This is a genomic window from Sphingobacterium sp. (assembly GCF_039596235.1).
Taxonomy (GTDB): Bacteria; Bacteroidota; Bacteroidia; order Sphingobacteriales; family Sphingobacteriaceae; genus Sphingobacterium.
In genome coordinates this window covers 132149-147568 of sequence record NZ_JBCNKE010000010.1, presented here as the reverse complement: position 1 = coordinate 147568, position 15420 = coordinate 132149, and the positions used below count along the sequence as shown (strand labels likewise).

11 protein-coding genes are annotated in these 15420 nt (G+C 39.6%); 6 read left to right on the top strand and 5 right to left on the bottom strand.

From position 1 onward, the window contains the following. Positions 1-14: 14 nt before the first annotated feature. Positions 15-752: an electron transfer flavoprotein subunit beta/FixA family protein gene (locus ABDW32_RS19585; protein WP_343565464.1), complete on the bottom strand. Its 738-nt coding sequence runs from the start codon at positions 750-752 to the stop codon at positions 15-17. Positions 753-1266: 514 nt separating this feature from the next. Between ABDW32_RS19585 and ABDW32_RS19580 the strand changes: the two genes are divergently transcribed. Next, complete coding sequence (locus ABDW32_RS19580) at positions 1267-1599, top strand: tetratricopeptide repeat protein (protein WP_343565462.1); 333 nt, start codon at positions 1267-1269, stop codon at positions 1597-1599. A gap of 85 nt (positions 1600-1684) precedes the next feature. Further along, positions 1685-2104, top strand: a complete 420-nt coding sequence (locus tag ABDW32_RS19575) for a copper resistance protein NlpE (RefSeq protein WP_343565460.1) — start codon at positions 1685-1687, stop codon at positions 2102-2104. An 85-nt stretch (positions 2105-2189) separates the two neighbouring features. Here ABDW32_RS19575 and ABDW32_RS19570 read toward each other — a convergent pair whose 3' ends face one another. The 4 genes from ABDW32_RS19570 to rsmI all read right to left on the bottom strand — a co-directional run bounded on the left by ABDW32_RS19570 (position 2190) and on the right by rsmI (position 6710). Further along, positions 2190-3326: a cysteine desulfurase family protein gene (locus ABDW32_RS19570; protein ID WP_343565458.1), complete on the bottom strand. Its 1137-nt coding sequence runs from the start codon at positions 3324-3326 to the stop codon at positions 2190-2192. Between the two features lie 319 nt (positions 3327-3645). Further along, the gene (lnt, locus tag ABDW32_RS19565) at positions 3646-5268 is read right to left on the bottom strand and encodes an apolipoprotein N-acyltransferase (RefSeq protein ID WP_343565457.1); all 1623 of its coding nucleotides are present in this window, start codon (positions 5266-5268) and stop codon (positions 3646-3648) included. 14 nt (positions 5269-5282) lie between these two features. Beyond that, complete coding sequence (locus ABDW32_RS19560) at positions 5283-6008, bottom strand: PH domain-containing protein (RefSeq protein WP_343565455.1); 726 nt, start codon at positions 6006-6008, stop codon at positions 5283-5285. Positions 6009-6044: 36 nt separating this feature from the next. After that, a complete protein-coding gene (rsmI, locus tag ABDW32_RS19555; RefSeq protein WP_343565453.1) occupies positions 6045-6710 on the bottom strand; it encodes a 16S rRNA (cytidine(1402)-2'-O)-methyltransferase in 666 nt (221 codons plus the stop codon). Positions 6711-6801: 91 nt separating this feature from the next. Between rsmI and ABDW32_RS19550 the strand changes: the two genes are divergently transcribed. The 4 genes from ABDW32_RS19550 to ABDW32_RS19535 all read left to right on the top strand — a co-directional run bounded on the left by ABDW32_RS19550 (position 6802) and on the right by ABDW32_RS19535 (position 15023). Next, positions 6802-7875: a class I fructose-bisphosphate aldolase gene (locus tag ABDW32_RS19550; protein ID WP_343565451.1), complete on the top strand. Its 1074-nt coding sequence runs from the start codon at positions 6802-6804 to the stop codon at positions 7873-7875. A 448-nt stretch (positions 7876-8323) separates the two neighbouring features. Next, on the top strand, positions 8324-9595 hold the full coding sequence (serS, locus tag ABDW32_RS19545) for a serine--tRNA ligase (protein ID WP_343565449.1): 1272 nt from the start codon (positions 8324-8326) through the stop codon (positions 9593-9595). Between the two features lie 645 nt (positions 9596-10240). Beyond that, positions 10241-13420 carry a SusC/RagA family TonB-linked outer membrane protein gene (locus ABDW32_RS19540; protein ID WP_343565447.1) on the top strand — a complete coding sequence of 1060 codons (3180 nt, stop codon included), beginning with the start codon at positions 10241-10243 and terminating at the stop codon, positions 13418-13420. Between the two features lie 10 nt (positions 13421-13430). Continuing rightward, positions 13431-15023, top strand: coding sequence for a SusD/RagB family nutrient-binding outer membrane lipoprotein (locus ABDW32_RS19535; RefSeq protein ID WP_343565445.1), 1593 nt, complete (start codon positions 13431-13433; stop codon positions 15021-15023). Positions 15024-15420: the final 397 nt, after the last annotated feature.

The following is a 15420-nucleotide window of genomic DNA, read 5'->3' as shown; positions in this document are numbered from 1 at the left end:
TCGGAATTTAATGATTAAATAACTTTGGCCTCATCATGTAGCAGAGAAACCAGCTTTTCCACTTCTGCTGCATCGACGAGTTTTACAGTGCCGCGTGGAGCCGGGGTCTCATAATTGACGATATGGGAAAGTGTATCCACTGTAGATGGCTCCAGCACATCCAAGGGTTTGGTACGCGCACTCATTATCCCGCGCATATTGGGGATCTTGGGTTCAGCGACTCCCTCAGCCGTGCCGATAACAATCGGAAGCTTAGCGGTTAAGACCTCTTTTCCGCCTTCTATTTCACGTTCTATACTGACCGCATCCGCAGTAATATCCACCTTTTTGGCAATTGATACAGATGGCATATTTAGCAATTCGGCAACAAATGCACCGACCTGCGCACCATTATAATCGATGGATTCCCGCCCGGTCAAAATCAGGTCAAAAGCATTGTCCTTAGCATAATTTGCAATTTGATTGGCTACAAACCAGGCGTCTCTTGGAACAGCATTAATACGTACGGCATTGTCTGCGCCTATAGCTAATGCTTTGCGAATGGTCGCATCGGTGGATGCATCTCCAACATTGATGACAGTCACTGTTCCTTTTCCACCTTCAGCCAATTCAACTGCCTTCGAAAGGGCAATCTCATCATAAGGGTTTATAATAAACTGCACCCCAGCTGTATTAAAGGCAGTGTTGTCATTTGTAAAAGTGATCTTCGATGTAGTGTCAGGGACATTACTTATACAAACTAATATTTTCATATACGATTGGTTTTACCCAAACTTACCATATTTTCTGTCAAATAAAAAGCCCGCACCTTCTTAAAATTGTGGTTCGCTAGTTCTTTTTAATGTTGCGTTATTTTGAATTTATATCGGATATATAAGGTTGTTTTTGTTTTATTTATAATTTTTCCTCTTTTTTTAGGTTAAATTGTTAATTTTTTATTGAAACAAAGCGCTTTTTTCTAATAAAAATCTTGCGTCAGGATAGTGTCATTTTGTATGCTAGCATAGTATTTTTGGTAGGGTGGATTCCTCGGCCTGTCGAATTAAATAGTCAAATAGGGCATGTACAAATCATTGCTATCACTTGTTATATCTTCCGTCGAGTTGAAAAGGAAACAGTTTTTATCATGAGCTCCTATGTTCCCTTTAAGTAATCCTGGTAAAACGAGTGTGTTGATTCGATGTAGGATATAATCCTTACATAGACATTAAAATAATAGTTGACAGATGAAGGCAATTTTAGTTAAGTTTGAAACAAAAAAAAGATATGTCAACACGATTGGATCAACTCCAAGAATTTTTGAAAGAGAGTCCCGAAGATCCTTTTTTAAAATACGCGATTGCTGCGGAATATTTGAAGCAGCACGATGAGCAGGAAGCTTTGGCGAGATTTGAGCAACTGATACAGCAGCATCCCGACTATGTGGGAACATATTATCATTTGGGAAAATTATATGAAAAACTGGACAAACAGGAAGTTGCAATCATCACCTATAAAAATGGGATTGAAATTGCTCGTAAAAGCCGTAATTTCCATGCATTGGGGGAGTTACAGGGGGCTTTATCATTTTTAGTGGAGGATGATGACGATGAATTTTAATTCGTTCTAAATTTTTGGTATTTAATTTGTTATAAACTATAGGGGTGTAATTATTAGATGCTGATTTTTTTGAATTTGGAAAGAGATGAAAAGGTTTATTTGGACAGTGGGACTGTTGGTAATGATTATGTTAGGGGGATGTGATAATCCCAAACAAAGTGTGGCTGCCTATAAAGATAATGTACAGGAATTAAAGGGAAGAGACAAAGCGGAAATTGTGATCGGAGAATATAAAGGGATCATGCCCTGTGCCGACTGTGATGGTATAGAAACATTGATCTCATTGCACAAAGATAATTCCTATAAATATTCGTCCAAATATCTCAACAAAAGTGATGATGTTTTTGTCCGTGAAGGTAAATGGAAATTGGATGGAAATATTATTACACTGGACGGCGTCGACTATAAATTCAAATTGGGTAACCATTTTTTGAGTCAACTCGATCTATCGGGAAACGATATTACCGGTGACATCTCTAAATACTATATCCTAACGAAAAATTGAAATCTGTCGAACGATAAATGATCTACATAAAACAAAAAAACGAAGAGAATTCTCTTCGTTTTTTTGTTTTTATAAATCTTTGATCCTATTTGCTTTTTGTACAAAGTTCTTTTAAGGTGGAAACAACAAAATCCACTTCTTCCTTGGTGTTGTTTTTGCAAAAGGAGAATCTGACGGATGGACGGTCTGAATTTGTTTTAATAGCGCCTAAGACATGAGATCCGATATCAGTGCCTGAGCTACAGGCGCTTCCGCCAGAACAGGATATACCGGAAATATCTAGATTGAACAGCAACATATCTGCAAGATCACTGCAGGGGAAAGATACATTGAGTACGGTGTAAAGCGATTTATCGGGTTCGATAACACCATTGAAATCGATATCCGGAATTGCTTTTTGCAATTCTTCGATCATGTATGATTTGAGATCCTGGATATAAGCCTGATGTTCATCCATATGTTCATAGGCGAGTTCTAATGCTTTGGCAAGACCCGCTATACCATAGACATTCTCCGTTCCGCCACGCATATTCCGTTCTTGAGCGCCGCCATAAATCAACGGTTTGATTTTATTGTTGGCATTGATATAGAGAAAGCCTACCCCTTTTGGCCCGTGAAACTTATGGGCTGCGCCTGTAATGAAATCAATTTTTAGCTGACTAAGGTCATGTGGATAATGGCCCATAGTCTGTACGGTATCCGAGTGAAATATCGCATTATATTGTTGGCATAATTGTGATATGCGCTGGATATCGTTGAGGTTACCGATTTCGTTATTTGCGTGCATAATGGAAACAAAAGTACGTGGATTGTTACTTAAAAGCTCTTCCAGTTGGTTCAGGTCTAAATTACCTTTATTGTCTACATTGAGCAGGTCAAGATGAACTTTTCCTTGCTTCTCCAGCTCCTCCAGAGTATGAAGAACAGCATGGTGCTCTATTGGTGAAGTAATTGCATGGCTGATGCCAAAGTCCATAATTGAACGTACGATAGCCATATTGTCGGCTTCGGTTCCGCCCGAAGTAAAGAAAATTTCGGCCGGGGATACATGGAGTAGGTTGGCGATTGTTTTCCGGGCTTTTTCTACGATTGTTTTTACTTGTCTTCCGTGACTATGGATAGAGGATGGATTTCCAAAATTGTTATCCATGACATCTACCATTACTTTTATAACTTCAGGATCTAAGGCTGTAGTCGCAGCATTGTCAAAATATACTTGCATGCTGCAAAATTACAAATCTCAAAAGTAAATCAAATGCATTAAATGACTTATTTTCATCAGAATTTAGTCGTTTTTTTAAGGCGGTACTGAAATCTTAGGGACAAACTCCATGTGAAGGGAGGGAGGGCCGATAATTGTGCTACAGCTAGACTGCTAAGGTTGTAGTGGAGTTTATCCTTTTTTGAAAATACGATAACCAAGTGCAAAAAATAGATTGAAGGAAAAGAGCCTGATATCAGGCTCTTTTTATGGTATCTTTTGATTTTGTTTATCTTTTTCCTGTTTTAGAGGAAATATTTTGTTTTTGAATTCGCGTGGGTCATGGTAAAGGTGCGTGTTGCCGACGTATAATGAGGATAAGAAATCCGCCCAAGGCGATTGCTAAGCCCACATAGGCCGCAATATCACCAGTTTTAGTATATGTTGTAATCTCCTCATTTAAATTGATTTCCTGGTTGAGTGCTGCGGGAACCCACCATTTTGTCTGCTGAACAATGTCACCGCGTTGATTGATAAAACCGGATATTCCGGTATTTGCCGATCGGGCGACCCAACGACGATTTTCGATAGCTCTTAATTTTGCGTATTGCAGATGTTGGTCTTTCCCTGAAGTATTCCCCCACCAGCCATCGTTGGTGATAATGGCAATAAATTGGGCTCCTTTTTTAACATATTTTGCCACATAATCGCCCCAGATAGATTCATAGCAGATGACAGGTGCGGCCCCAATACCACTCTGTGCATAGAAGACCGAAGGTTCCGCTTGCTTTCCATAGCCGCCAGTGGTGCCGCCAAAGGCTTTAAATAATGGTTTTAAAAAATTCATTGCAGCACCAAAGGGCATCTGTTCCACACCCGGGACTAATTTGGATTTGTGGTAAAATTGGAGTTTGGAGGAGTAATCGATCAGTGTTGCTGCATTGAAGTTATCCTGATAAATATTTGGAGCAATTTCACGGGCAGTGGGAGTCTTTGCATAATTATATAATTGATAACTTTCTATGCCCGATAAAACATTACCATTTTTATATTGATCCAAAAATTTAAGAATCCGTTGATAGGAGTAGGTCTCCCGTAGGTTTTCCTCGTCAAAATCACCATGTTGGGAAAGCGCAGTTTCGGGCCAGATGAAAAATTCTGTATTGGGTTTTGCTACTGAGTTGGACAACGAAAACAAGGTGGTTAATTGTTCCTCAGGACTGAGCTGAAACTTGATGTAAGGGTTCACGTTTGGCTGTACCACCACCACCTGGGCTGGATTTTGGTGCTCCTCATAGTTGAAATAACAAAACAAAGAATAAGCTGCAGGAGCCGTTAGGACGAAAATCAAGCACAGTGTTGAGACAAGCCTATTTCTGAGCTGATAGATCCCTTTCCGGTTAAGGTAAAGGGTGAAAATCAGGATATTGACCAACCAGATCCATATTGAGCCTCCGTATACACCAGTAATATCGTACCATTGGATCAATTGATGAAAGTTGGCAAAGCCGTTTCCTAACGTCATCCATGGAAATGCGAGATCCCAGGAAGCATGCAGAAATTCATAACTGATCCAGAATCCCATTAATCCAAATAGGGATAACAGCAATGAGGTTTTGCGTCTTAATTGGTAATAAAAGCTGAACGCAAGAGCCATTAAAGCTGCTCCTAGGCAGAAAGGGATCAAACTGATCATAATTGCCGCGAAAGGCGGCATTACTGCTGAGATGGAGTTGTATACCCAATAGATAGATGCGGTATTCCAGACAACTGCGGTTAGACCTGCTGTTAGAAAGATCTTTTTACCTTTTTTTTTGATTGTTTCGCTACGGATGATGTTTTCCAGTGCAATCAACAGCGGTAGAAATCCAATAAAGAGCAGCAGACTGGAATAGGGGATTGGTGGCCATCCTAACCACAATAAAAAGGCACTTAAAAGTGCCAATAAATAGTTGTTCTTCACAATAACCGTTTATTTTATAAACTGGATAAAACTTCTCTTTTCTTTTGCTCGTATTCGTCTTGAGTGATCAATTGCTTGTCGAAGAGCGTTTTTAGTTTTTTCAGTTTTAATGTAATTTCATCATCTTCCTCTTCTACTATCGGAGGAACCGGGGCAGGAGCAGGAGCCGCTGGTGCTGCAACCGGAGCAGATGCTGTAGGTTGTACTGCCGCGGATGGAGGCGTAATGAGCGGTGCTGGTGGAGTTACAGGCGCTGGAGTTGTTAGGTTGTTTTCAGCTTTCTCAACCCCGATTTCCCGAGGACTGCTGGGTGCTATCACAATCTTTTCCTTCTCAGCAGCCAGTTCTGTTTTTTTATAGTTTTCAAGAGCCGCTTTAATATATTGGTAGAGCTTTCTCGCTTGAACTTTTGGAATGTAGTCAATACTTAAATTCTCTCCGGTGAAAGGAATGACGGTAACTTTTGAACCGAAGATTTCTTCTTTGAAGGCAATATCCTTAATATCCTGCCAGCCGAAAATTTCAAAATCCGTCGCTAAGCCCAACTTGGTAAATTCGCACATAAAAATGCGTTTATTACTAATGGTGATACTGTCTGGCAATATGGTTACCGCAGGTTTTTTCTGTACTGCGATATAATCTATTTTTTCTCCTGGAGTCAGCATGTCCTGGACTTTAGTAATCAATTTTTCAATGATTTTTATATCCTGTCCATCTTGTGCAAATTGTTCCATGTTCATGTCAAATTCGTTTTATTAATCAAAGATTGTCAAAATTTATTCCAATCCACCTACACAAAATACAAATTCTCCTTTAATTGGATTGTTTTCGAAGTGTAATTTTAAATCAGTTAATGTTCCGCGGACATTTTCCTCGTACAGCTTGCTCAATTCTCTGGAAATAGAAGCTTGTCGCTCGGCACCAAAAATACTAATAAACTCTTCTATCGTCTTGAGAATGCGGTGTGGTGACTCATAGAAAATCATTGTTCTCTTTTCTTCCGCTAACGCCTTCAGGCGGGTTTGGCGCCCCTTTTTAACAGGCAGAAAACCTTCAAAGCAGAAGCGGTCATTAGGCAAGCCTGAATTGACAAGCGCCGGAACAAAAGCTGTGGCTCCCGGTAAACATTGCACTTCCAATCCTTCCTTGATCGCCTCGCGAACCAATAAAAAGCCAGGATCTGAGATCGCAGGTGTCCCAGCATCTGAAATCAGGGCAATATTTTGTCCTTCTTTCAGAAACTTAATGATTTCGGAAACCGCTTTGTGTTCATTATGTTGATGATGTGCAAATACTTTTTTATCAATGCCAAAATGCTTTAAAAGGGGGGCACTTGTTCTGGTGTCCTCTGCTAAGATAATATCTACTTCTTTCAGAACATTGACTGCACGAAAAGTCATGTCCTCCAGATTGCCAATAGGTGTTGGAACTAAATATAACATGGTCAAAGTTAAGTTTTTTTTACTATAAAATATGTGCTAAAACATTCTGTTTGTTTTGGAGTTATTTTCTATATAAATGCAATAATAAATTATGCAAAACATTGAAAAAATACAGGCACATCTCGGTGCAGAATCAGATTATCTATTAGCATTCGACAAACCGGCAGTTTCTAAATCGATGCTCCATCTTCCAGAAACTACTTTTATTGACCAAGTATATGGCGCCAGCGACCGTGCGCCACAGGTGTTACGCAGCTTAGGGCAGCTTTTTGGAACAGGAAGGTTAGCCCATACGGGGTATCTATCCATATTGCCCGTAGATCAGGGAATTGAACATAGTGCGGGAGCCTCTTTTGCGCCCAACCCACAGTATTTTGATCCGGAGAATATCGTGAAACTGGCCCTGGAAGGGAATTGTAACGCCGTGGCGTCAACTTTTGGTGTTTTAGGGGCTGTAGCCCGAAAATATGCACACAAGATTCCTTTTCTGGTCAAGATCAATCATAACGAACTGTTGACTTATCCTAATCGGGCCGATCAAATTCTGTATGGTACCATACGCGAAGCCTGGAACATGGGGGCAGTCGCCGTCGGAGCGACCATTTATTTCGGTTCGGAAGAATCCGATCGTCAGATTATCGAAGTTGCCAAAGCATTTGAGGAAGCACATTCACTCGGTATGGCTACGGTATTATGGTGTTATTTGCGGAATTCGGCGTTTAAGACCACAGACAAGGATTATCATCTAGCTGCGGATCTAACAGGACAGGCCAACCATCTCGGTGTTACTATAAAAGCGGATATTATTAAACAGAAACTTCCGGAACTGAATGGTGGTTTTAAGGCGCTCAATATGGGCAAGAGCAGCTATGGTAAATTAGATGAACGCATGTATACACAGTTGTCATCAGACCATCCGATCGACCTTTGTCGCTATCAGGTGCTCAACTGTTTCGCCGGTAGGGCGGGATTGATCAATTCGGGCGGAGCATCCGGGCAAAATGATATACAGGAAGCTGTAAAAACTGCCGTGATCAATAAAAGAGCTGGCGGAACAGGCCTGATATCCGGGCGGAAGGCTTTTCAAAAGCCAATGCAGGAAGGCGTGGAATTATTACATGCAATCCAGGATGTCTATTTATGCAAAGAGGTGACGATCGCTTAAATCTGATTTTATGATCAGCCTGCCGACAGGAAACTTTTATTGTTAATTTATAAGTGATAAAAAATAGTGCTTGGAACGATCTCTGGAAAACTGTTTTTCTGGAGAACGTTTTATATTATAGCGGCAGAATAGCATAAATAGGGGAAGGGTGTCGCTTTCATTATTATTGAACTATAACTACTGTCGATAAATAGTAGCTTGGCTCCGATGGTGATTAAGTTATCGAACGTATTCGCCAAACTGTCAATAATAATGGATACGTCGGGTATCGGCTAGCTTTCAGAAGCAATCAACAGCTGTACCATGCCTATGGATGACGCTCATATGCAAGACTCTGTAAAGAAGCATCAATAGGCTATAAACAGGCATTGCAGAATAAATTTGCTTGTATATGAAGGCAAATTTATCTAAGTTTGTTCACTATTTTTTAAATAATACATTCATAATTATGTTGCAATTGAATTATATCCGTGAAAACAGGGATACGGTTATCGAAAGATTGGCTGTCAAGCATTTCAAGGAAATTGGGTTGGTCGACGAAATCATCCGTTTGGATGAAGACCGCCGTAAGATCCAAGCGGAATCGGACGCCCTTTCGGGAGAGGCTAATGCGGCGGCAAAACAGATTGGAGATCTGATGCGCCAAGGGAAAAAAGAAGAAGCTGAAGCCGTTAAATCGCAATCGTCCGGATATAAAGAGCAGGTGAAGCAACTGTTGGATAAATTAAGTGCGATCGAAATCGAGTTGAATGATAAGATTGTGCAATTGCCTAACTTACCGCATCAATCAGTTCCTGTTGGTGTAAGCGCAGATGATAATGAAATCGTTTTAACGAATGGGGAGATTCCGGCTTTAGCAGAAGATGCTTTACCACATTGGGACTTGTTAAGCAAATATGATATCGTGGATCTGGAGCTCGGTGTAAAAGTCGCAGGGGCCGGATTTCCGATTTACAAGGGTAAAGGGGCAAAATTGCAGCGCGCATTGATCAATTTCTTTTTGGATCAAGCTGCTGAGCAAGGATACGAAGAGGTGCAGGTACCGATCTTGGTGAATGAAGACTCTGCGTTTGCTACAGGGCAATTGCCCGATAAGGAGGGGCAGATGTATTATGTCAATAATGACAATCTATACTTGATCCCTACAGCGGAGGTTCCGGTTACCAATATTTACAGAGATGTGATTGTTAAGGAAGCGCAGTTTCCGATTAAGCATTGTGCCTATACGCCATGTTTCCGTCGCGAAGCAGGTTCTTATGGTGCCCATGTACGCGGTTTAAACCGTCTGCATCAGTTTGATAAAGTAGAAGCCGTACAGATTGTTCATCCGGAAAAATCCTATGAAGTGTTGGAGGAAATGAGCCTGTATGTACAGGTGCTGCTTAAAAAACTGGAATTACCTTACCGTGTGCTACGCCTATGCGGTGGTGATATGAGTTTCACTTCCGCTCTGACATATGATATGGAAGTGTATAGCTCGGCCCAAAAGCGTTGGTTGGAAGTGTCTTCCGTATCTAATTTTGAAACCTATCAAGCGAATCGCCTAAAAGTGCGTTTCAAAAATACGGAAGGAAAGATGCAACTAGCTCATACATTAAACGGGTCTGCTTTAGCTTTACCTCGTATTGTAGCAGCTATCTTAGAGAATAATCAAACCGATAAAGGCATTCGGATACCAGCGGTTTTGGTACCTTATACCAAATTCGAATATATTGATTAATGATATAATTAAATAATAATTCCTGTTTTCGGGATTTGTATTGAAAGGGACTCTACCTGAGCAGGTAAAGTCCCTTTTTTTGGTATAACTCGATTTGAAATGATTTTAGAATCATTATAAATTACGGCTTTTTTGGTGATAGAAAACGAACGGACTTCTATGTTAATGTTTTCTTATCACATTGTTAATGTTTTGTTAAATATAAGTGATTCCGTATAAAATTCTGTTTTAAAATTGTTTGAAGAGTTTTTATTCTAAAATGAATCTTCTGTTTGAATTTGTAAGATACAGATGTCTTTGTTGCGTTATTTTTTGTTTTTATGAGTGAATGTTAAAAAACTTGTAAAAGCAACTTTGGCTTTATATATTTGGAACCGCTAATAAAAATCGCACTAACTATTATATACTGTAAATGCTGAAAAGAGCAAATTTTACAGCTGAGTATTTTCAATGGATTGACTCTACATCTACCTAGGGTTGACTTTTCCAATAATATTTTCAACTGTTACCACATGAATAGCGGTATGCTATTTTGCGTATTGCTGTTTATTGTCTAAACAATGTGTGTTTAGACAGTTATGTTAACGGATATAATTTATATCAATATAAAGGATTAGAAAAATAATAAAATTAACTAACTAAAACATGAAACAAACATTACTAAGTTTTCTTGTTGGCGGTATGATCCTGACTTCGGTCGCATTCGCACAAGAAAAAAAGATTAGTGGTCGTGTTACATCTACTGATGGTAAGGGGTTACCAGGGGTGACAGTAGTTGTACAAGGAACTAATCAAGCGACACAAACAGATGCCAATGGTAATTATTCATTGAATGTACCTGCAGGTAAAGTTGTTGTCTTCCGTTCAGTTGGTTTTGACGATAAAACCATCATTGTTAATAACAACAGTAGCGTATTCAATGTTTCGATGGATAACCATGACAATGCTTTGGAAGAGGTCGTTGTGACAGCAATGGGGCAATCCCGCCAAAAACGTGCATTGAGTTATGCGACACAAGAGGTTAAAGGAGATAAATTAACCGAGGGTGCGAATAGCAACCTGGCGACAGCTTTACAGGGTAAAGTGTCAGGGGTTCAGGTGACGCCTTCATCAGGTATGCCAGGAGCATCTGCAAATATTACCATCCGTGGTGCGCGTTCATTTACAGGAAACAACTCGCCTTTATATATCGTGGACGGATTACCGATTTCATCGACTTCAGACCAGTCTACAGGTAACTCTGTTTCAGGTGCCGATTATTCATCAAGAGGATTGGATATCGATCCAAACGATATCGAAAGCATCAATATTCTAAAAGGGCAGGCAGCATCAGCTTTATACGGTATGCGTGCTTCCAACGGTGTAATTGTGATTACGACTAAAAGCGGTAAAGGAAAACAAGGAAAACCACAGATTTCATACAATTCGAATGTTTCATTTGATAAGGTTTCAGTTCTTCCGGAATTTCAGACAAAATATGCGCAAGGGACAGGTGGAAAGTATTCACCGCTATCGTCGATGTCTTGGGGACCTGCTATCGATCAATTGGCCAATGATGCCACTTACGGTGGAAATACTGATAACGAGTATACGAAACAATATGGTAAGCATCAGGGACAGTATTACGTTCCACAGCGCGCCAATGCAGGCCTAGATCCTTGGGCAACTCCGCAAGCCTATAACAATGCGAAAGATTTTTTTAATGTTGGAAATACCTTTAACAATTCTTTTAATATTGTGCAAGGATTTGAAAAAGGAAGTTATGCATTGTCTTTAGGATCTACCAATGCAAATGGTATTGTCCCTTCGACCGGAATGGACCGTTATACAGCTAAATTATCGGGCGAGGCTAAGTTGTCAGACAAATGGACTACTGGTTTTACAGGTAATTACGTAAATTCTCATATCTCAAAACAGACCGGTGCAAATAATGGAATTGTCGCAACAGTTTACGGAGCTCCGGCTTCTTATGATCTAAAAGGCATACCATCTTATTATTTAAATGCACCTACAAGCCAAAATACTTACCGCGGTACGGCTGGGTTTGATGGAGCTTATTGGGCTGTTGAGAATAATAGATTTACAGAAGATACACAACGTTTCTTTGGTAATGGCTTTGGTCAATATGCGACTAACTTAGGAGAGAACCAAAAATTAACACTAAAATATCAGGCAGGTGTTGATTCATATACAACAAATTACACTGATCTTTGGGGTTATGGACATGCGAATGGTTTTGGCGAAGTCGAAAATTTTAATGTCTCTGTTACAGAGTGGAACTCCTTAGGAACAGCTGCTTACAATTGGAAGATCAATGATGATTTGGTTTTTGATGCAATGGTAGGTAACGAGATTGTAAACCGTGTACGGAGAAGAGACTACGCTTATGGAATGAACTTTAACTTTCCGGGATGGAATCATATCAATAATGCTTCAAGTGTAACAGGTGAGCAAACTTTGCGCCATACACGTACCTTCGGTACCTTTGGTAGTTTAGCATTGGCATATAAAAACATGTTGTTTTTAAATGCTACAGGCCGTAATGACATTGTTTCGTCGATGCCGAGAAATAATCGTTCATTCTTCTACCCTTCTGTCTCTGCGGGCTTTGTCTTTACAGAACTGGAAGGCGTTAAGAATTCGATATTGACCATGGGTAAATTGAGAGCATCATATGCTGAAGTTGGTCAGGCTGGAGATTACTACGAAAGTTATTATGACAAACCTACTTATGGTGGCGGTTTTTCTAGTGGTACACCAATTATTTACCCGATCAACAGTGACGGTATAACTTCATATACCCCATATTCCATTGTTTATGATCCAAATCTAAAACCTCAGAACACACAAGCGATTGAAGTCGGTACAGATCTGACCTTCTGGAATGGCCTAATTAATTTGAATTACACCTTCTCACGTCAGAATGTTAAAGACCAAATTTTTGAAGTACCATTAGCAGCTTCCACAGGTTATTCAAGCTTGGTGACAAACGGTGGTAGAATCCATACGAATGCGCATGAAGTTACTTTAGCGGTGGCTCCATACCGTTCAGGTGATTTTAAATGGGATTTTGCATTCAACTTTACCAAAATCGATAACTATGTCGATGAATTGGCAGAAGGTGTAAATAGTATCTTCATGGGTGGTTTTGTTACTCCACAGGTTCGTGCAGGTATTGGATCTAAATTCCCGGTAATTTACGGTGTATCTTATTTGAGAAATGATGCCGGACAGATTGTCGTTGATAAAAACGGTCTTCCACAGGCAGGTGAGGAAAAAGTAATCGGTAGTGTTTCTCCAGATTTCAACCTAGGTTTCAATACCAACTTTGAATACAAAAAAGTAAGGCTTTCTGCGGTATTGGATTGGAAACAAGGGGGACAAATGTATCACGGTACTTCAAATACACTGGATGTATATGGTGTAACACAGAAGACGGTAGATTTCCGTGATGGAAATGGCTTCTTATTCGAGCAGGCTGCGGTAAAAGAAGTAGCTCCAGGTCAATATGAAAAGAACGATATACTAATTGACCCTTCAAAAGCATATGATTATTTTAATACGTTGAGCAATATTTCCGAAGCTGGTATCCGTGGAACTTCGTTTGTGAAGTTACGTGAAGTTGCTGTGGGATATCCTGTTTATCAAAATTCGAAAATCAAGGTTGATGTAAATGCGTTCGCACGTAATATTATTCTTTGGTCCGAATTAAAAGGTTTTGATCCGGAGGTTTCACAAGGAAATACAAATATGTCGGGTGCATTCGAGCGTTTCTCTCTACCGGGCACATCAAGTTATGGACTAGGTGTTAACGTTAAATTCTAAGATTAATACAATGAAATTAAAATTAAATATAGTAGGATTATTGGCCATGGGCATTTTGGCTGCTCCAGTAATTTTTACTTCTTGTTCGGAGGATGCGATGGACAAGATCAATGAAAATGTAAACAAACCTACAGATGTACAAGCTAAATTTGTTTTGACTGATGTAATCACAAGAACTGCTTTTTATAATGTTGGTGGGGACTTCAATACTTATCTTTCCACCTATGTAGAGCATGAAGTAGGGGTCTTCAATCAGACATGGAATGCGGAGCACCGTACAAATGAACCATCAGCTGCGTCGACGTTTAACAATACCTGGGGAAATATGTATTTTGCTCTCCGCGATGCTCGTATTGTCATTGAGAAATGTTCAGAAGGCGGTCCCCAAGCTGGCAACTATACCACCTTGGGTATGGGCCAGGTGATGGCAGCTTACAACTTAGCTTTGTTGACTGATATGTTTGGCGATGTGCCATATTCTGAAGGATTTAAACCTTTGGAAATTAAGAATCCCAAATTAGATAAACAGCAGGAATTATATAAGCAAGTCATCGCTTATTTGGACGCGGCTATTGTCAATCTTCCTAAAGGAGATACACATGCCTCGGGTGCTGCCGGTGGACAAGATATATTATTTAATGGTAACAGCGCTAAATGGCTAAAATTTGCATATGGACTTAAAGCCCGTTACGGAATGCGACTTTTGAATGTTACATCAAATAAGTCCGCTGCATTAAATGAGGTGATCTCAAATGTGGATAAATCTTTCGCAAGTGCTGCTGACGAAGCAAAATTTACGCAGTATAGTAAGACAAACTTGAATCCATTATTTGATTTTCAGTGGTCAAGAGATGGTCTGGCGGCGAGTAAAAGTTTGGCAGATAAGATGATTGGTCGTAAAGATCCACGATTGGTTCGTGACTTTTTTACACCACAGAATTCGAAGACCGGTGTGTGGAAACAGGTAAATGATATCGCATCAAATGCTGCATCTTATAATCTATTGGCTCCAAATGGTGAAAGTGAGCAGGTACAATATCAGTATTTAACGTCAACATTCGTGTTTTCTCAAACTGCACCTACTCAACTTTTGAGTTATCATGAGTTGTTATTTTTAAAAGCTGAGGCTATGCAACGTTTAGGGCAAGGGGCTGCTACAGTGGAACCTGTTTTGAAACAAGCTGTAGTCGCTTCAATAGCTAATTCGGAGGTTTCTGTTGATGCCGCTTTGGCTGCACCAACAGTGGCAGCAAATGGTACAATGGTTGAAACGTCAAATAAAATTACAAGCGCAGCTGCTTCGGATTATTTTGATAATAATGTTAGACCATTATTTCAAGCTAATCCTTTGAAAGAGATTGCGAATCAGAAATATTTGGCATTCTTTGGTGCGTCTGGTGAATCAACAGAAATGTATAACGATATCCGCCGTTGGAAAGCAAATGGTGAGAACTTTGTTGAATTGAAAAACCCAGGTAAATTTCCATTACGTTTACCATATGGTAATGATGACACGACGACTAATCCGAATGTCCAAGCAGCATACGGTGATGGACAATATGTCTACACTGAAAATGTTTGGTGGGCAGGCGGTAAACGCTAGTCTATCGACTTTATCTTATAAAAAAAGCGGTCTCGAAAGAGACCGCTTTTTTTATGCAATTCTCCTACCTGTTTTATGGAAATGAGTTTTGGAATGGACATTCGTTATTTTAAAGACTTTGTGTTTTTATAATTTCTTATAGATAGATATTTCTTAACAACAAGGCGACAAGAGCGTAATGTTATAATGGACGATATATACTGAGTTAAAATAATATGGTAAGTATGTTGTTAAGTTTTTGGTAGTATTTATTTATATGTTTGAATAATTAAAAAAAAATAAACAACTGAAAATCAGAATGTTATTTATGTATTTATAATGTAATGTAGACTTTTAATGAAAAAAAAGAAAAAAGTGATAAATTTGTAATTAAGAATTTTTAACATTACTATAGATA